This window comes from Streptomyces sp. NPDC050743 (genome assembly GCF_044456925.1).
Taxonomy (GTDB): domain Bacteria; phylum Actinomycetota; class Actinomycetes; order Streptomycetales; family Streptomycetaceae; genus Streptomyces.
Genome location: NZ_JBITGJ010000011.1, coordinates 103,726 through 119,670 on the forward strand (window position 1 = coordinate 103,726; position 15,945 = coordinate 119,670).

Sequence of the window (15,945 nt, forward strand, 5' to 3'; positions counted from 1 at the left end):
CCCGAGCCGGCCGCGGTCGCCGGCCGTCCGCGAACGCCGCTGTCAGCGGGCCTTCCCGGGCGGCCCCGGCGCGCCGCGCGCCGCCTCCAGCTGCACCCTGCCCGCGGCCGCCAGCAGGGCGAGCAGCGCCAGGACGCCGAGGAGGACGAGGACCAGCAACAGGACGGTGAGCACCGTCGGATGGTTCCAGAGCGCGAAGACGAGCGCGATGACCAGCAGGGCGAGGAGCGTGACGGCCCGGCGGTAGGCCAGGGCGTACGCGCCGACGCGCCCGGCGCTGATGTGATGGCCGGCCGCCCAGCGCGCCGCCAAGTCCGCCGTGTGGTCGGAGTAGCCACGAACGGCCACGGGCAGCCGTCCCGGACCGATGAGATAGGCGCCCAGGGCGATGACCACGCCCAGGACGATGACCGTACGCAGGCTGACCCGCAGAAAGCGCAGCAGGGTGTCGAAGACGGCCTCCGCCGCCGCCCTCGACTGCACCTGGGGCGGCAGGTGATCGAGGTAGTAGCCGCGCGCCACGACCAGGCCGATGGCCACCAGCAGGCAGGCGAATGCGGCGCCCAGCGCGGTGCGCGCCAGGGCCCGGCGCCGGTGACGGGCCAGGAAGACCCCGGTGGCGCCGAAGAGGACGACGAGCACCGGGAACCAGTTCCCGACGGCGTCGAGGAGGCGTGCGCCCTTGCGGAACTTGGCGAGCTCGTCGGAGTGGAACAGCACCAGTTGCTTGTTCACCTGCGGGATCCTGGCGGCGGGTTTCAGGCCGGCGTCGACGAGCTCGTTCTTCACCCGGTCGACGGCCGTACCCACATCCAGGGTGACGGTGCCGTCGCTGACGCCGAACGCACCGCGTCCCTTGCCGGTCAGGGCGTGCACGACGGCGTTGTGGGCGGCGCGGTTCGCGTTGCGCCACACCGTCACGAAGACGTCGCTGTGGACGACACGGGTGGCGATCTTGGTCACGGCCGTGTCGACGGCGGAGTCGATCGTCGGCCCGAGCCGGCTGACCGCGTCGGCGGCGAGCGGCGGCAGGCCCTGGGACCGCAGCCAGGAGGCCATGTCCCCGGCGACCCGCTTGCCGTCGACGTGGGCTCCCACCGCCTCGGTGATCCGGTGCACCGCCGCGTCCTGGACGGCGGGTTCGGTGGCCAGGGGCGCCACCGTGGACACATAGCGGTCGGTGTCGAGCGCGATGTCGTGCACCCAGGTGGCCATCAGCGCGACCGGCACGAGGATGCAGGTCAGCACGATGAGCACGGCCGAGGAGGTGGTGCGCGCGATCCGGCCCGCGGCGGAACCGGCGGGGCGGCCCGCCGGCGGCTGTTCACGGTCCGACGCGGGTGGCACCGGGTAGGGCCGCTGCGGGTCCTGGCCCGGCCGGTCCGCCTTCCCGCCCGCCCGGTCCGAGCCCGGATCCGGCCGTCCCGAGCCGCTCTCCGACCGGTGCGCGGCCCCGTTCCGACCCTGCGCGTCCGCCGGCTGGTGCGGGTCCGGCTCCGGTGGCTGCGAGTCGGGCGGCTTGTTCACGGGACCTCCGGCCACGGGGTGGTGTGCCTGAACATCCCCATTGCGTCAGCCCCGTGGACGTTCCGCGCGCCAGGTGGACCGTACGGGCGACACCGCGCCCCACCGCGAGGCCTCAGGAGTCCCGCGCCGCCCGGTCGCGCCGCGGCGGCGGGCTGCCGAGGCGGCCCGCGAGGAAGGGCTCCTGCGCCAGTACGGCGCCCGCGCTGACGGCGACGGCCGCGGCGACGCACACCACGATCAGCCAGGACAGGAGCACGAACACGGACCCCACGGAACCGTAGTCCGCGAGGGCGCGGTCGAGGGCCCGGGGCATGTACAGACGCGCGGTCATCGCCAGCACGGTCAGGACGGTCGCCGTGATCAGGGCGCCCGGCAGCAGGGGCTTCCAGCCGACCAGGCCGCCGAGCAGCAGGTGCTGGGTCCACCACCACAGGCCCACCTGGCTGACCCAGGTGAGCGGGATGCCGAGCCAGGCGCCGACTCCGAAGCCCTCGCGCAAGGGGCCCTGGAGCACCAGGACGCCGAGCCACAGGGCCAGCCAGGCCAGCCACCGCCAGGGGGCGATCCGGGTTCCGGTGCGCGGGATCTCCCAGGCGCGCTTGCACAGGCGTTGCATCGCCCGGCTGACGGCGGTGGCCGACAGCAGCACCATCAGTCCGCCCACCACGCCGGTGGTCTGCTTCAGGTCGCCGGACGTGGGCTGGAGCGCCTGCTCCAGCTCGGCACGCGACTTGCCGGTAAGACCGAAGACCGCTGTCACGGAGGCGATCAACTGATGGCGCACCGCCCCCGGAGCGCACGCCGCGAACACGAACAGCAGGGGGACCGCCGTCAGGAAGCACTGCGCCGCGAGGCGCGTGGCGGAGTCGAAGATGTTCACGGACACCATGCGGTCCACGAGATGCGTGACCACGGGGAACCGGCTCTCCGCCCGCCGGTGCACCGATGTCGCCCAGGCGGTCAGCTTCTTGACCCGCCCTGCCGTCGCCATCAGCGTCCCGGCGAGAGACTCTGCGGGCACACCCGGCCCCCGCCCGCTGGCGGCACCCCGACGGTCGGCATGACATCGCTCCCTTCGCTCCCTTCGCTGGGAACCAGGGTCGCGGGCCGAGCGGCCCGCGGCATTCCGGGGCCCGGCCGGCGGGCCGCCGCCCCGCCGTGCACCGCCCGCTGCATATGCGGGCCCTCGCGCCGCGTGGTGGACTGGAGGGGCTTCCCTGCGCCTCGTGAGGAGAAGTCATGGAAAGCGTCGAAGAGATGGGGCCCGTCGACTACCTGGTCATCGAGTTCCCCGGCAACCGGATGACGGGAGAGGCGTTCCCGCTGCTGGTCGACCTCGTCGACCGCCGGATCGTCCGGATCATCGACCTCGCCTTCGTGCGGAAGGAGACCGACGGCTCGGTGGTCGGACTGGAGTTGCAGGACCTGGGCGGCGAGATCGATCTGACGGTCTTCGAGGGAGCGTCGGCCCGTGTGCTCGACCAGAGCGACCTCGAGGAGGCGGCCCACGCGCTGGAGCCGGGCAACTCGGCCGCGGTGCTGGTCTACGAGAACCTGTGGGCGGCTCCCCTGGCCGGCGCGCTCAGGCGCAGCGGCGCACAGCTCGTCGCGAGCGGCCGGATTCCGGTGCAGGCGCTGCTGGCGGCGCTGGACGCCACGGAGGAGACGGTGCCGCCCGGCGGCTCCGCGGCCGCCTGAACCGGAGTGCCCCGTATCCCGCCGCATCGATCCATGGGAGATGACCGAACATGCCCGGACTGCTTCGCGGCGTCGCCCGCACGGCCGTCGTCGCCGGTACCGCCACCGCCGTGTCCAACCGGGTCTCACGGCGGCAGGCCGGCCGGTGGGCTCAGCAGGACTACGAACGGCAGCAACAGTACGAACAGCAGTACGCGCAGCCGCAGCAGGCGGCGCCGCCCGCTCCGGCCGCGCAGCCGGCCGCGGCCGCCGGCGACATGACCGCGAAGATCGACCAGCTCAAGCAGCTGGCTGATCTGAAGGCCCAGGGAGTGCTGACGGAGGAGGAGTTCGAGAGCCAGAAGCGCCTGCTCCTGGGCTGAGCCGCGTCCCTACGCCGTAGGCTCGGTACGGCATGACCACCTCGCCCGACCCGCGTCCCCTGGACCGGAAGCTGGACGCGATCGCCCGCCAGCCGTTCCGGGCCCGGTTCCGTCTGCGCGGCCGGGACCGGGCCACCGCCGAGCTGAAGGGCCCGGCGACGATCCGGTGGCATGCCTACGACCTGATCGCCAGGCGGCTCGCGCCGGCCGAGCCGTACAAGGACGGCAAACAGACGCCGTACCGCGGTCACCCGGTCTTCGTCGCCCAGCACGCGACGGCGACCTGCTGCCGGGGCTGTCTGGAGCGCTGGCACGGGATTCCCAAGGGGCGTGAGCTGACGCGTGCCGAGCATGTGTACGTGGTGGACGTGATCTGCCGCTGGATCGAGCGGGAGATGACGGGCGGGACCGGTCCGGGTCCCGCCCGTCACCGCTGATCAGAGCGTCGCGGAGTTCTCGTGCCAGTGACCGCCGCGCCTGCTGTGCGGGGCCATGAGCGAGGAGGTGACCGGGGTCACCGTCCAGTCGGGGTGGCCCGGCATGCGCGGGGTCTTCGTGCCGTACAGCCAGTCGCGCAGGAAGCCGGACTGGTCCTGGCCGGAGACCTCCGAGGCGACGGCGATGTAGTCGGCCGTCGACGCCGAGGAGTTGCGGAAGCGGTCCAGGAAGGTGCGTTCGACGGCGTGGAAGACGTCCTCGCCGACCAGCTCGCGGAAGGCGTACAGGACCAGGACGCCGCCCAGATAGCGCTGGCTGTCGAAGAGGTTCGTGGCGTTCGGGGCGGCCACCGGGCCGGAGTCGTGGCGCCACTGGTCGCCGCGGGCGTAGGTGTTCTTCATCCGGGCCTCCATCGTGGTGAGCCCGAGGGAGTCGGTCCAGCCGCGCTCGTAGCGGTAGAGCAGCCCGTAGAAGTCGGCGTGTCCCTCGTTCAGCCACAGGTCGGCCCAGGTGGCGGGGCTGACCAGGTTGCCGAACCAGGAGTGGACCAGCTCGTGCATCATGTGCGAGCCGATCTTCTTCTCCTCCTGGAGCAGGAAGTTCGGCTTGTACAGGGTGAGGGTCTGCGTCTCCAGGCCGGTGAAGTCGAAGGCGTTGGGGGCGTCGGAGTTGCACGGCAGCAGGCCGTACGTCTCGAACGGGAAGGCGCCGAGGCGGTCCTCCAGCCAGGTCACGAGGCCGGGGGTGAGCGCGAGGGCCGGTTCCAGGGCGGCGGCGCGGGCCGACGGGACCACGTCGCGCAGGGGCAGGCCGTGCGGCCCCTGCCGGTCCTTGATCACATAGTCGCCGACGGTGATCTGGACGAGTTCCGTGGCGATCGGCGACAGGGAGCGGTACGAGTACGCCGTGCGGCCGCCGCTCAGGCTCTCGGTGCCGGTGAGCACGCCGTTCGCGACGCCGCGCAGCCCGTTCGGGACCGTGATGCGGAAGGTGAAGTCCGCCTTGTCCGAGGGGTGGTCGTTGCACGGGAAGACGGTGTGCGCGGAGTTCGGCTGCGGGCAGATCGCGAAGCCGTCCGGGGTGGGCACCCAGGCCGTGTGGGAGAGGGTGCCGCGCGGGTCGGCGAGGTAGCTGACCCGGACGGTCGCCGCCGCGTTCGCAGCGAGCGGCCGGGCGGGGGTGATCCGCAGTTTCTCCTGGCCCTCCTCCCAGACGGCCGCCGTGTCGCAGACCGTCACGGAGCGTATGTCCAGGCCGAGCGCGTCGAGCGAGAAACGGGTCAGTGCGCGGGTCGTGCGGATCTTCAGGGTGGCGGTGCACTCCACCCGCTGGGTCGTGGGGTCGTAGGCGAGGTCGAGGTGGTACGACGACACGCGGTAGCCGTCGTTGCCGAGGGCCGGGAAGACAGGGTCGCCGAGGGTCTCGGGGCCCGGTTCCCCCGTGCGCCTGACCGTGCCGGCCGCCAGGGCGGGGGAGCCGACGGTCAGCGCCGTGGCCGTACCGATGAGGGCGGCCGCCGGGGCCGTCACTCTGCTGCGATATCTCATGGTCCGCCTTCGCTCGGGCGGCCGGGTGGTCGGTCCGGCCGCCGGTCGTGACGATCACCCGTGGTCTGCGGGTGATGATCACCGTGGTCTGCGGGTGATCATTTGTCATGACCATCAAAGGCGGGGTCCGGTTGCGCCGACGCGGCACGTTTTCCGGCCGGGACGGCCGGGACCCCTGTCGAGCCGGCCCCCATCACGAGATATCTTGATGTCGAGCAATGTTGCAGACGTGGAGCGGAGCACCCGGTGACTGACTCGACCATCATCTACACCTACACAGACGAGGCCCCGGCCCTGGCGACGCATTCGTTCCTGCCGGTGATCCAGGCGTACGCCTCGCAGGCCGGTGTGCCCGTGACCACCCGGGACATCTCGCTGGCCGGACGCATCATCGCCCACTTCCCGGAGTACCTGAACGAGGACCAGCGCATCCCGGACGCTCTGGCCGAGCTGGGTGACCTGGCCAAGACGCCCGCCGCCAACATCGTCAAGCTGCCGAACATCTCGGCGTCGATCCCGCAGCTGCGCGCCGCCGTCGCCGAGCTGCAGGGCAAGGGCTACGCGCTGCCGGACTACCCGGACGACCCGAAGACCGACGAGGAGCGCGAGATCCGCGCCCGCTACGACAAGGTCAAGGGTTCCGCCGTCAACCCGGTGCTGCGTGAGGGCAACTCCGACCGCCGCGCCCCGGCCTCGGTGAAGAACTACGCCAAGACCCACCCGCACCGCATGGGCGCCTGGACCTCCGAGTCCCGGACCAATGTGGCGACCATGGGCGAGAACGACTTCCGCTCCACCGAGAAGTCCGTCGTCATCGCCGAGGACGGCGCGCTGCGGATCGAGCTCGTCGGCGAGGACGGCACCACCACCGTGCTGCGCGAGTCCGTGCCGGTGCTGAAGGACGAGGTCGTCGACGCCTCCGTCATGCACGTCGCCGAGCTGGAGCAGTTCCTCGCCGCGCAGGTCGCCCGCGCCAAGCAGGAGGGCGTCCTGTTCTCCGTGCACCTGAAGGCCACGATGATGAAGGTCTCCGACCCGATCATCTTCGGCCACGTGGTGCGCGCCTTCTTCCCGAAGACGTTCGCCAAGTACGGCGAGACCCTGAAGGCGGCCGGCCTCACCCCGAACGACGGCCTCGGCGGCATCCTGAAGGGCCTGGACAACCTGCCCGAGGGCGCCGAGATCAAGGCCTCCTTCGACGCCGAGATCGCCGAGGGCCCGGCCCTCGCCATGGTCGACTCCGACAAGGGCATCACCAACCTGCACGTGCCCTCCGACGTCATCGTCGACGCCTCCATGCCGGCGATGATCCGCACCTCCGGCCACATGTGGGGCCCGGACGGCCAGGAGGCCGACACCCTCGCGGTCATCCCGGACTCCTCCTACGCCGGTGTCTACCAGGCCGTCATCGAGGACTGCCGGGCCAACGGCGCCTACGACCCGTCCACCATGGGCTCGGTCCCGAACGTGGGCCTGATGGCGCAGAAGGCCGAGGAGTACGGCTCCCACGACAAGACCTTCGAGGTCCCGGTCGCGGGTACGGTCCGGGTGGTCGACCAGGCCGGCACCGTGCTCATCGAGCAGCCGGTCTCGGCCGGCGACATCTTCCGCGCCTGCCAGACCAAGGACGCCCCGATCCGCGACTGGGTCAAGCTGGCCGTCACACGCGCCCGCGCCACCGGCGACCCGGCGGTGTTCTGGCTGGACGAGAACCGCGCCCACGACGCGCAGCTGATCGCCAAGGTGAAGCAGTACCTGCGGGAGCACGACACCGAGGGCCTGGACATCAAGATCCTCTCTCCGGTCGAGGCCACCAAGCTGTCGGTGGAGCGCATCCGCCGCGGCGAGGACACCATCTCGGTGACCGGCAACGTGCTGCGCGACTACCTGACCGACCTCTTCCCCATCCTGGAGCTGGGCACCAGCGCCAAGATGCTGTCGGTCGTCCCGCTGATGGCGGGCGGCGGCCTGTTCGAGACGGGCGCCGGCGGCTCCGCGCCGAAGCACGTCCAGCAGCTGGTCAAGGAGAACTACCTGCGCTGGGACTCCCTCGGTGAGTTCTTCGCGCTCGTGCCCTCCTTCGAGCAGTACGCGGCGGCCACCGGCAACGCCCGCGCCAAGGTCCTCGCCGACACCCTCGACCGCGCCACGGCGACCTTCCTCAACGAGGACAAGTCCCCGACCCGTCGCGTCGGCGGCATCGACAACCGCGGCAGCCACTTCTACCTGTCCCTGTACTGGGCGCAGGAGCTGGCCCGGCAGACCGACGACGCCGACCTGGCCAAGGCCTTCGCGCCGCTCGCCGAGACCCTCGCCGCGAACGAGCAGAAGATCGTGGACGAGCTGCTCGCCGTCCAGGGCAAGCCGGCCGACATCGGCGGCTACTACCAGGTCGACAAGGCCAAGGCGGACGCGGTCATGCGCCCGTCGGCCACCTGGAACGAGGCGCTGGCGTCCCTGGGCTAGTGCCCGCGGCGCCCGTACCTGTGGCGCCTGAGCCGCCCTCGTGAGTGGCCCTCCGCCCCGGCCGGCAGCGACACCGGCCGGGGCGGAGGCCTGTCCGGGCACCGCCCCGGTGCGGCGGAGCGGACCGGCCGTCACCACTCCCGGGTGGCGATCAGCTCCTCCGCGTCCGCGTCCTCGAAGCCGTAGGCCCGCGCGACGAACCGGAAGTCGCCGCCTATCTCCTCGCGGGCCACCGTCTCGATCTCGCTGCCGGCCGCCTCGAACTCCGCCTCCAGTGCGTTGAACTCCTCGGTGGCGGCCTGCGTCAGCCGGTACAGCGCGGCCAGGTCGGCGGGCCGCTCGGCCTCGATCCGCGCGCACAGGGCGAGCAGGATCGCCCGGCCCTTGTCCACGACGTGGTCCGGGAAGTACCCGTCCCGGTACAGCCCGTCCAGGAAGGCGTGCCCCGCCGCCCGGGGATTGCTGATCGGCATGCTCCGGCCCCGCCCCTCGCTCGGTGTCGATGTGACACCTTGATCCTGCACCAGACCACTGACAACGCCCCCGGAGCCGCCTGTGTCCTTCTTCGAACTCCTCCCCGGCGACCCCGCCTCCCCCGTGCTGCTGCACGTGCCGCACTCGGCGCGGACGATCCCCGAGGACGTGCGCCGCGGGATCGTGCTGGACGACGCCGCGCTGGAGCGGGAGTTGGACCACATCACGGACGCGCACACGGCCGAGCTCGCCGAGCGGGCCGCGCATCTGGCCGCCGTGACGCCGTGGCGGTTCGTGAACCGGCTGTCCCGGCTGGTCGTGGATCCCGAGCGGTTCCCGGACGAGCGGGAGGAGATGACGGCCGTCGGCATGGGCGCCGTGTACACGCGGACCACGCACCGGGCCGAGCTGCGGCCCGCGGACACCGATCCGGAACCGCTGCTGGAACGGTACTTCCGGCCGTACGCGCGGGCCATGACCGAGGCCGTGGCGGACCGGCTGGCGGCCACCGGGCGGGCCGTGGTGATCGACGTGCACTCGTATCCGGCCGAGCCGCTGCCCTACGAGCTGCACGGCACCGGGCCGCGTCCGCCGGTGTGCCTGGGCACGGATTCCTTCCACACCCCGCCCGAGCTGACCGAGGCGGCCCGCAAGGCGTTCGCGGACTGCGGGGGGACCGGGCTGGACAGCCCGTTCGCCGGGACGTACGTACCCCTTAAGTTCTACGGCGCCGACGGCCGGGTCAGCGCCCTGATGGTGGAGATACGGCGGGACACCTACATGGCGGAGCCGTCGGGGGCCGCCGGGCCCGGCTTCGGCCTCCTGGCCGCGGCGTTGGCCGCGCTCGTCGACGCGGTCTGAGCACCGCGTCCCCCAGGGGTGCGGTGCTGCGTCCGGCGTGCGCGAGACGCCCCGCCTCCTCCGCCTGGACCACTCCCGCAGGACAGCCGCCGCTGCCCGTACCAGGGTGGGACGCATGACCGAGGAGAGCACGCTCACCGGCCAGGCCCCGCCACCCGTACGGGACTGGCCCACACCCGACCTGGACGGAACGGACTTCGACCCGGGCCTCGCCGCCCTGATGCGGGAGGGTCCGCTGACCCGGATCCGGTTGCCGTTCGGCGAGGGCTGGGCGTGGCTGGCGACCCGTTACGACGACGTGAAGCTGATCACCAACGACCCGCGGTTCAGCCGCGCCGAGGTGACGCGTCGTCAGGTGACCCGGATGGCGCCGAACTTCGCGCCCCGCCCGGGCTCGCTCGCCTGGGCCGACCAGCCCGACCACAACCGGCTGCGCAAGCCGGTCGCCGGCGCCTTCACGGTGAGTGCCATGAAGCGGCTGCGGCCCCGCGCGCAGGCCATCCTGGACGAGCTGATGGACGGTGTCGTGCGGGACGGGCCGCCGGCCGATCTGGTCGAGCGGGTGCTGGAGCCGTTCCCGCTCACGGTCGTCAGCGAGGTGATGGGCGTGCCCGCCGCCGACCGGGCGCGCGTGCACGCCTGGACGCGGGAGATCATCTCCACCAACGGGGCCGAGGCGGCCGGCCGGGCCAAGGAGGGCCTGTACGGGTGGATCACCGCAACCGTCCGGGCCCGCGCCGAGAGCCCCGGCGAGGACGTCTACTCGATGCTGGGCGGGGCCGTGGCGCGCGGGGAGATCAGCGAGGAGGAGGCCGTCGGGCTGGCCGGACCGCTGCAGATCGGCGGCGAGGCCGTCACGCACAACTGCGGGCAGATGCTGTACCTGATGCTGTCCCGGCCCGAGTTGATGGACCGGATGCGGGCGCGGCCCGAGGCGCGCGGTCCGGTGCTGGACGAGCTGCTGAGGTGGATCCCGCACCGCAGCTCGGTCGGGCTCGCCCGGATCGCGCTGGAGGACGTGGAGATCGCCGGGCACCGGATCGCCGCGGGAGAGCCGGTCTACGTCTCCTACCTCGCCGCCAACCGGGACCCGGCCGTCTTCCCGGACCCGGACCGCATCGACCCGGACCGCGATCCGAACCCCCACGTGGCGTTCGGCAACGGCCCGCACTTCTGCACCGGCACGCTGCTGGCCCGGCTGCAGACCGAGCTGCTGGTGGACACCCTGCTGGACCGGCTGCCCAGGCTGCGGCTCGCGGTGCCGGCCGAGGAGGTGCGGTGGCGGCACAGGACGATGATCCGCGGGCCGCGGACGCTCCCCGTGACCTGGGCCGCCTGACCCGGTTCAGGCCCGCAGCCACTCCGTGACGATCACCTCCGCGCCGGTCCGCAGCCTGAGGGCGAACGGGCCGGCCGGTGGTGTGTCGCTGGTGAAGCGGCCGAGGGTGTCGACCGCGACCGGGCGGGCGGTCTGCGGGCCGCCGAGCACCTCGATGCGCACGGACCGCGGCGGCAGCACCTGGCCGATCAGCCCGTCCTCGGTGACCTCGACGTCGACGGTGACCTCGCCCGCGCTGAACGTCAGCATCCGCGGGGCGTCCGGCACACCCCTGACCGGCAGCGCGTCCACGAGCGAGTCGAAGGTCAGCTCGGCGATCCTCGCGTCCAGGTCGTGCAACGCATAGGCGTCCAGGGCCAGTTGGCGCAGGACGTCCGGGACCGGGTCGAGGACGGCGGCCGCCTGGCGCAGCTCCTCCTCCAGCAGGGCCTCCGCGAACTCGTCGTCCGCCGAGCCCGCTTCCGGGAACTCGTTGTCCTCGTTCACGCCGCACCCCGTGCGTCCATCCGGGCCCGCAGCCGGCGCAGACAGCGCTGGCGCAGCGGTCCGATGCTGCCGACCGCGATACCGAGCGCGGCCGAGATCTCACCGTAGCTGGGCGGCGGGGAGGCCACCAGCACGCGCAGCAGCTGCCGGCAGCGCTCCCCCAGTCCCTCCAGCTCCTGCCAGAGGCGGCGGACCCGCTCGGCCCGGTCCGCCTCGTCCTCCGAGTCGATCAGCGACTCCTCCGGGGTCCGGTCGTCACTGGCCCGGTCCAGCACCCGCGGATCGTCCGTCAGGGTCAGCCGGGTCAGGCTCTTGAGCACCTTCAGGCACTCGTGTCGGGCCGTGCTGGCCAGCCAGGACCCCGCCTTGTCGGGTTCGCGGATCCGGCCCAGGTGCTGGGCGAAGCGGAACCACACGGTCTGGTAGACCTCGTGCCCGTCGGCGTCGCAGAGCCGGTGTGCGCGCACGACCGACCACACCAGCGGGCTCATCCCTTCCACCAGCGCCTTCCAGGCCGCGGCGTCCCCGTCGACGGCGGACCGGACGAGCGCGCCGACCTCTGTTCGGTCCACGGCTCCACCCCTCATGTACGGCACGTCATCGTACGCCGTGGAGCGGAGCGTTCCGGACCTCATGCGGACACGGCCGGTGCCACGACCGGCACCGGGCGCCAGGTGGCCGGCCGGAGCGCCGGGACGTGCGCCCCGCGCACCTCGGCGGTGTCCGTGGTCGCCGCGAGCAGCCGGGCGAGCGCGGCGCGCGGGTCGCGCTCCCCCCGCGCCGTCATCAGCGCGGCGACGAGACCGGCGGCGACCGGGGTGGCGAAGGAGGTGCCGCTCCACTGCGCGAGGCCGTCGAACATCACCTGGTCCGGCTTGGCCCCGGTGCTCTCCCGGCCCTCGCTCAACACACCGGTGTGGCGCAGGACCTGACAGGTGCACGGGTAGCCGAAGCCGAACCGGCAGGCGTCGTAGGTGGAGTGCTGGTAGATGTACGGCACGGGTGTGTCGAAGCCGGTGAGGGCGCTGGTGAGGCGCTCGCCGGGGGCGTAGACGCGCACCCAGGGGCCGTGGTTGCTGAAGCAGGCCTCGCCGTCGCCGTCCGCGCGCAGCGCGCCGACCGACAGCACGCTGTCCGCGTACTCGGGCAGGGCGGCGTAGGCGGCGGGCCAGAACGGCGTGTCACTGGCGTTGTTGCCGGCGGCGGCCACCAGCAGGGTGCGCTGCTCGCGCAGTTCGCGCATGAACGCGTCGAGGCCGAGCAGGCCCTCGCCGCTCTCCGTCGGGGTGCCGGCGGACAGGCTGATGATGTCCGGCCAGCCGCCCTGGTCGACCGCGTCGAAGAGCCGGGCGCCGAACTCGGACTCCAGGATCGCCCCGGCGTCGTTCAGGGTGCCGCGGACGGTCACCTCGGTGTTGGGCGCGACGGCCGTGAGGATCCCGGCGATGAAGGTGCCGTGGCCGACGTACTGGCGGAGCACGCCGTCGGCGTCGGTCTCGGCCGTCTGGGCGTCGCCCGTGGTGTGGGCGAGCAGCGGGTAGGAGCCGTGGTCGTGGACCAGGCCGGTGTCGATCACGAGGACGCCGACGGCGCTGTCCGCGTCGTAACCGCCGTCGGCGGCGGCAGGGTTGGCCGGCTGGGTGCGCGCGACCGGCACCGGCTCGTCGCCGGGGCAGGCGTTGACCGCGATGTGGACCACGTGGTTGCGGCTCACCAGCCGGCGGCCCCGGCGGTCCTCGGCCTGCCCCAGGGCGCGCAGCGCGTGCGGGACGGTGTCGTCGCCGTGGCCCGGGTCGCCGACCCGGATGCGGGTGACGCCGGTGCGGTTGGTCTCCGGGCCGTCGCGCCGGACGTGGTCGGGGGCCAGACCCTCGGTCGCGGTGAAGTGGGCGCGCACGGTGTCCTCGACGACCCGGGCCTCCTCGCCGTCCCGGGCCAGCACGACGCCCTTCTCGTAGAGGAAGTGGGCGTCCTCGTCCGGCCCCATGGCCAGGGATACGTCCGGCATGGAGCGCTGGATGTGCTCGAACTGCTCGTGGAACCGCTGTGGTGCCATGTCCTGTCCTCCCCCTGTCGACGGTGTTCGACAGTGAGAGCCGCGGGGCCACCGTCTGATACAGGTGGCCACTACCATGCGAGACGTGACGGCGGGAAGCGAGTCGGTGCTCGAACTGCTGCCCCTGGTGTTCGCCGACCCGGGCGAGGCCCGGGCACGCGCGGAACAGGTGCTGGGGGCCGGTCCGCCGCCGCTGCACGCCAGCGTCGCCCACCAGGTGCTCGGCATCTGGCAGCGGGACTTCGGGGATCTGCGGATCGCGCTCCGGCATCTGCGCCGGGCCCGTGACCTGGCCGCGCGCGCCGAGTCGGCCGACCGCGAGGCGGATGTGCTCGCCACGCTCGGGGTCGCACTGGTGCACGCGGGGCGCACGCGGCAGGGGCTCACCTCCTTCGAGCGCGGGGTCGCCCGGGGCAGCGGGCACACCCGGGCCCGGGTGCTGTACCGGCGGGCGTACGTGTGGTGGGTGCTGGGGCATCACCGGGAGGCGCTGGAGGACATACGGCGGGCGCTGCCGGTGCTGCGGCAGCTCGGCGACGACATCTGGACCGCGCGGGCGCTGACCCTGCGGGCCACCGTGCACCTGGCGCTCGGCGCGGTGGACCGGGCGGTCGCGGACTTCACTGCGGCGGAGCGGCTGTGGGACACCACCGGCCAGGAGCACGACAAGGCCGACGCGGTGGAGAGCCGGGGGCTCGCCGCGTTCCGGTCCGGGGACATCCCGGCGGCCCTGCGGCTGCTGGACGAGGCCGAGGAGCGGTACGCGAAACTCGGCACGCCCACGTACATGCTGTCCCTGCGGCGCTGCGAGGTGCTGATGGCGGCCGGTCTGGCCCCGGAGGCGCTCGCCGAGGCGGACGCGACGATCGCGCTGCTGGACCGGATCGGCGGGCAGTCCACCCGCAAGGCCGAGTTGCTGCTGGCCGCCGCGCGGGCCGCCCGCTCGGCCGGGGACGCGCACACCGCGGTGGCCCGCGCCGCCGTCGCCGTACGGCTGTTCGCGGCGCAGCGCCGGATGTGGTGGGAGACCCATGCGCGGCTGGTGCTGATCGAGGCGCGGGTGGCGGCCGGACGCCGCTCGGGGCGGCTGGTGGCGGACGCGGCGGCGGTCGCCGAGAAGCTGGCCTCCTTCGGCTCCCCCGCCGCGCCGGAGGCCTCGCTGCTCGCGGGCCGGATCGCGCTCGCGCTGGGCTGGACCGCCGACGCCGAACGGCACTTGGCCGTGGCCGCGCGCAGCCGTCACGGCGGTCCGCCGCCGGCCCGGGTGACGGGCTGGGCGGCACAGGCGCTCCGGGCGCGCGCGGCCGGGTCCCGACGGGGCGTGCTGGAGGCCTGCCGGCGCGGCCTGGACGTGCTGGACGACCACCGGATGACGCTCGGCGCCTCGGAGCTGCGGGCCCACGCCACCGCGCAGGGCGCCGAACTGGCCGCGCTGGCCCAGGAGGTCAGCCTCGCCCACGGCTCACCGCGCCGCCTGCTGCGGTGGAGCGAGCGCTGGCGGGCCACCGTGCTGTCCGCACCGCCCACCCGGCCGCCCGCCGACCCGGCGCTGCTGAGCGGTCTGACCGCGTACCGGGAGATCGCGGCCCGTGCCGAGGAGGCCCGGATGGAGGGCCGCCCGGTGCCCGCGCTGGAACGCGAACAGCGGCGCCTGGAACGGGAGATCCGCTCCCGCACCCACCACATACGCGGCTCCGCCCCGCACGAGGGCGACCGCTTCGAGGTGGCCCGGCTGCTGGACCGGCTCGGCGAGGCGCGCCTGGTCGAACTCGCCGTGGTCGACGGCCGGGTGCACGTCCTGCTGTGCGGGCAGGGCCAGGTACGGCGGTTCACCGGCGGCCCGCTGGCCGAGGCGGTGACCGAGGCCGAGTACGTGCAGGCCGGGCTGCGGCGCCTCGCCCACCCCGGCGCCGAGGCCCGGCTGCCGCTGGTGGAGGCCGCGGGCCTGCGCCTGCAGGAGCTGCTGCTGGGCGCGGCGGCGGCCCAGCTCGGCTCGGGACCCGTGGCGGTCGTGCCGCCGGGGGCGCTGCACCGGGTGCCGTGGGCACTGCTGCCCGCGCTGCGCGAGAGGGTGCTCAGCGTGTCCCCGTCGGCGGGCAGCTGGCTGCGCGCCCGCGAGACCGAGCCCCCGCCGGGCGGCCGGCACGTGCTGGTGCGCGGACCGGGCCTCGCCACCGGCGGCGCGGAAGTACCGGAACTGGCCGCCCGCTACGGCACGGCGACCGTCCTGGAGGGCGACGGCGCCCAGGTCCCGCGGGTCCTGGAACACCTCGACGGGGCGGCCCTCGCACATCTCGCGGCCCACGGCACGTTCCGCGCCGACAGCCCGCTGTTCTCCGCCCTCCGCATGGCCGACGGCCCGCTCATCGTGCACGACTTCGAACGGCTCGCCCGCAGCCCGTACCGGATCATCCTCTCCAGCTGCGACACCGCCCGCCTCGCCTCCGTCGGCGCCGACGAACTCCTCGGCCTGGTCACCGCGTTGCTGCCGCTCGGCACGGCCGGGGTGGTGGCGAGCAGCGCACCGGTCAACGACGCGGCCGTGGTCCCCCTGATGCTGGCCCTGCACAAGGGCCTGGACGCGGGGCTGTCGTTGGCGGAGGCACTCCGGGATGCCCGCACCACCCTGCCCGGGGACCCGGTCCACCAGGCGACGGGCTGGGCGTTCGCCGCGTTCGGGGCGGCGTGAGA

14 protein-coding genes are annotated in these 15,945 nt (G+C 73.4%); 7 read left to right on the forward strand and 7 right to left on the reverse strand.

The window, feature by feature from the left end; genetic code table 11:
* Nucleotides 1-42: 42 nt before the first annotated feature.
* Nucleotides 43-1,527 (reverse strand): hypothetical protein, encoded by a 1,485-nt coding sequence (locus tag ACIBJF_RS14555; protein WP_399174050.1) that lies wholly within the window; start codon nucleotides 1,525-1,527, stop codon nucleotides 43-45.
* Between the two features lie 112 nt (nucleotides 1,528-1,639).
* The gene (locus ACIBJF_RS14560) at nucleotides 1,640-2,548 is read right to left on the reverse strand and encodes a YhjD/YihY/BrkB family envelope integrity protein (RefSeq protein ID WP_399174051.1); all 909 of its coding nucleotides are present in this window, start codon (nucleotides 2,546-2,548) and stop codon (nucleotides 1,640-1,642) included.
* Between the two features lie 218 nt (nucleotides 2,549-2,766).
* On the opposite strand from ACIBJF_RS14560, the gene ACIBJF_RS14565 reads away from it, so the two are divergent.
* The 3 genes from ACIBJF_RS14565 to ACIBJF_RS14575 are packed head-to-tail and all read left to right on the forward strand — an operon-like array spanning nucleotide 2,767 to nucleotide 4,024.
* Complete coding sequence (locus tag ACIBJF_RS14565) at nucleotides 2,767-3,225, forward strand: DUF6325 family protein (RefSeq protein WP_399174052.1); 459 nt, start codon at nucleotides 2,767-2,769, stop codon at nucleotides 3,223-3,225.
* A gap of 50 nt (nucleotides 3,226-3,275) precedes the next feature.
* Nucleotides 3,276-3,587 (forward strand): SHOCT domain-containing protein, encoded by a 312-nt coding sequence (locus ACIBJF_RS14570; RefSeq protein WP_399174053.1) that lies wholly within the window; start codon nucleotides 3,276-3,278, stop codon nucleotides 3,585-3,587.
* Nucleotides 3,588-3,619: 32 nt separating this feature from the next.
* Complete coding sequence (locus tag ACIBJF_RS14575) at nucleotides 3,620-4,024, forward strand: DUF4186 domain-containing protein (protein WP_356317184.1); 405 nt, start codon at nucleotides 3,620-3,622, stop codon at nucleotides 4,022-4,024.
* Here the strand turns inward: ACIBJF_RS14575 and ACIBJF_RS14580 are convergent, their stop codons facing one another.
* Nucleotides 4,025-5,572, reverse strand: a complete 1,548-nt coding sequence (locus tag ACIBJF_RS14580; RefSeq protein ID WP_399174054.1) for a M1 family metallopeptidase — start codon at nucleotides 5,570-5,572, stop codon at nucleotides 4,025-4,027.
* Nucleotides 5,573-5,818: 246 nt separating this feature from the next.
* Between ACIBJF_RS14580 and ACIBJF_RS14585 the strand changes: the two genes are divergently transcribed.
* Nucleotides 5,819-8,038 carry an NADP-dependent isocitrate dehydrogenase gene (locus tag ACIBJF_RS14585; RefSeq protein WP_399174055.1) on the forward strand — a complete coding sequence of 740 codons (2,220 nt, stop codon included), beginning with the start codon at nucleotides 5,819-5,821 and terminating at the stop codon, nucleotides 8,036-8,038.
* A 131-nt stretch (nucleotides 8,039-8,169) separates the two neighbouring features.
* On the opposite strand, the gene ACIBJF_RS14590 is transcribed toward ACIBJF_RS14585, so the two are convergent.
* Nucleotides 8,170-8,511: a DUF5713 family protein gene (locus tag ACIBJF_RS14590; RefSeq protein WP_399174056.1), complete on the reverse strand. Its 342-nt coding sequence runs from the start codon at nucleotides 8,509-8,511 to the stop codon at nucleotides 8,170-8,172.
* 82 nt (nucleotides 8,512-8,593) lie between these two features.
* Between ACIBJF_RS14590 and ACIBJF_RS14595 the strand changes: the two genes are divergently transcribed.
* Nucleotides 8,594-9,373 carry an N-formylglutamate amidohydrolase gene (locus tag ACIBJF_RS14595; RefSeq protein ID WP_399174057.1) on the forward strand — a complete coding sequence of 260 codons (780 nt, stop codon included), beginning with the start codon at nucleotides 8,594-8,596 and terminating at the stop codon, nucleotides 9,371-9,373.
* 115 nt (nucleotides 9,374-9,488) lie between these two features.
* Nucleotides 9,489-10,712, forward strand: coding sequence for a cytochrome P450 (locus ACIBJF_RS14600; protein WP_399174058.1), 1,224 nt, complete (start codon nucleotides 9,489-9,491; stop codon nucleotides 10,710-10,712).
* A gap of 6 nt (nucleotides 10,713-10,718) precedes the next feature.
* Here ACIBJF_RS14600 and ACIBJF_RS14605 read toward each other — a convergent pair whose 3' ends face one another.
* Genes ACIBJF_RS14605 through ACIBJF_RS14615 form a run of 3 tightly spaced genes read right to left on the reverse strand, consistent with a single transcriptional unit; the run spans nucleotide 10,719 to nucleotide 13,254 of the window.
* A complete protein-coding gene (locus ACIBJF_RS14605; RefSeq protein WP_399174059.1) occupies nucleotides 10,719-11,198 on the reverse strand; it encodes a hypothetical protein in 480 nt (159 codons plus the stop codon).
* A complete protein-coding gene (locus ACIBJF_RS14610) occupies nucleotides 11,195-11,833 on the reverse strand; it encodes an RNA polymerase sigma factor (protein ID WP_399174060.1) in 639 nt (212 codons plus the stop codon). Before ACIBJF_RS14610 ends, ACIBJF_RS14605 begins: the two co-directional genes overlap by 4 nt.
* Nucleotides 11,830-13,254, reverse strand: coding sequence for a S8/S53 family peptidase (locus tag ACIBJF_RS14615; protein WP_399174061.1), 1,425 nt, complete (start codon nucleotides 13,252-13,254; stop codon nucleotides 11,830-11,832). The genes ACIBJF_RS14610 and ACIBJF_RS14615 overlap by 4 nt, the downstream gene beginning before the upstream one ends.
* 76 nt (nucleotides 13,255-13,330) lie before the next feature.
* On the opposite strand from ACIBJF_RS14615, the gene ACIBJF_RS14620 reads away from it, so the two are divergent.
* On the forward strand, nucleotides 13,331-15,943 hold the full coding sequence (locus ACIBJF_RS14620) for a CHAT domain-containing protein (RefSeq protein WP_399174062.1): 2,613 nt from the start codon (nucleotides 13,331-13,333) through the stop codon (nucleotides 15,941-15,943).
* The last annotated feature ends 2 nt before the right edge of the window (nucleotides 15,944-15,945 follow it).

What these genes read in the sequence shown, in the direction of transcription:
- ACIBJF_RS14565 (WP_399174052.1), top strand. Translation starts at nt 2,767, where the DNA reads ATGGAAAGCGTCGAAGAGATGGGGCCCGTCGACTACCTGGTCATCGAG.
- ACIBJF_RS14570 (WP_399174053.1), top strand. Translation starts at nt 3,276, where the DNA reads ATGCCCGGACTGCTTCGCGGCGTCGCCCGCACGGCCGTCGTCGCCGGT.
- ACIBJF_RS14610 (WP_399174060.1), bottom strand. Translation starts at nt 11,833, where the DNA reads ATGAGGTCCGGAACGCTCCGCTCCACGGCGTACGATGACGTGCCGTAC.
- ACIBJF_RS14615 (WP_399174061.1), bottom strand. Translation starts at nt 13,254, where the DNA reads ATGGCACCACAGCGGTTCCACGAGCAGTTCGAGCACATCCAGCGCTCC.
- ACIBJF_RS14590 (WP_399174056.1), bottom strand. Translation starts at nt 8,511, where the DNA reads ATGCCGATCAGCAATCCCCGGGCGGCGGGGCACGCCTTCCTGGACGGG.
- ACIBJF_RS14575 (WP_356317184.1), top strand. Translation starts at nt 3,620, where the DNA reads ATGACCACCTCGCCCGACCCGCGTCCCCTGGACCGGAAGCTGGACGCG.
- ACIBJF_RS14620 (WP_399174062.1), top strand. Translation starts at nt 13,331, where the DNA reads ATGCGAGACGTGACGGCGGGAAGCGAGTCGGTGCTCGAACTGCTGCCC.
- ACIBJF_RS14580 (WP_399174054.1), bottom strand. Translation starts at nt 5,572, where the DNA reads ATGAGATATCGCAGCAGAGTGACGGCCCCGGCGGCCGCCCTCATCGGT.
- ACIBJF_RS14600 (WP_399174058.1), top strand. Translation starts at nt 9,489, where the DNA reads ATGACCGAGGAGAGCACGCTCACCGGCCAGGCCCCGCCACCCGTACGG.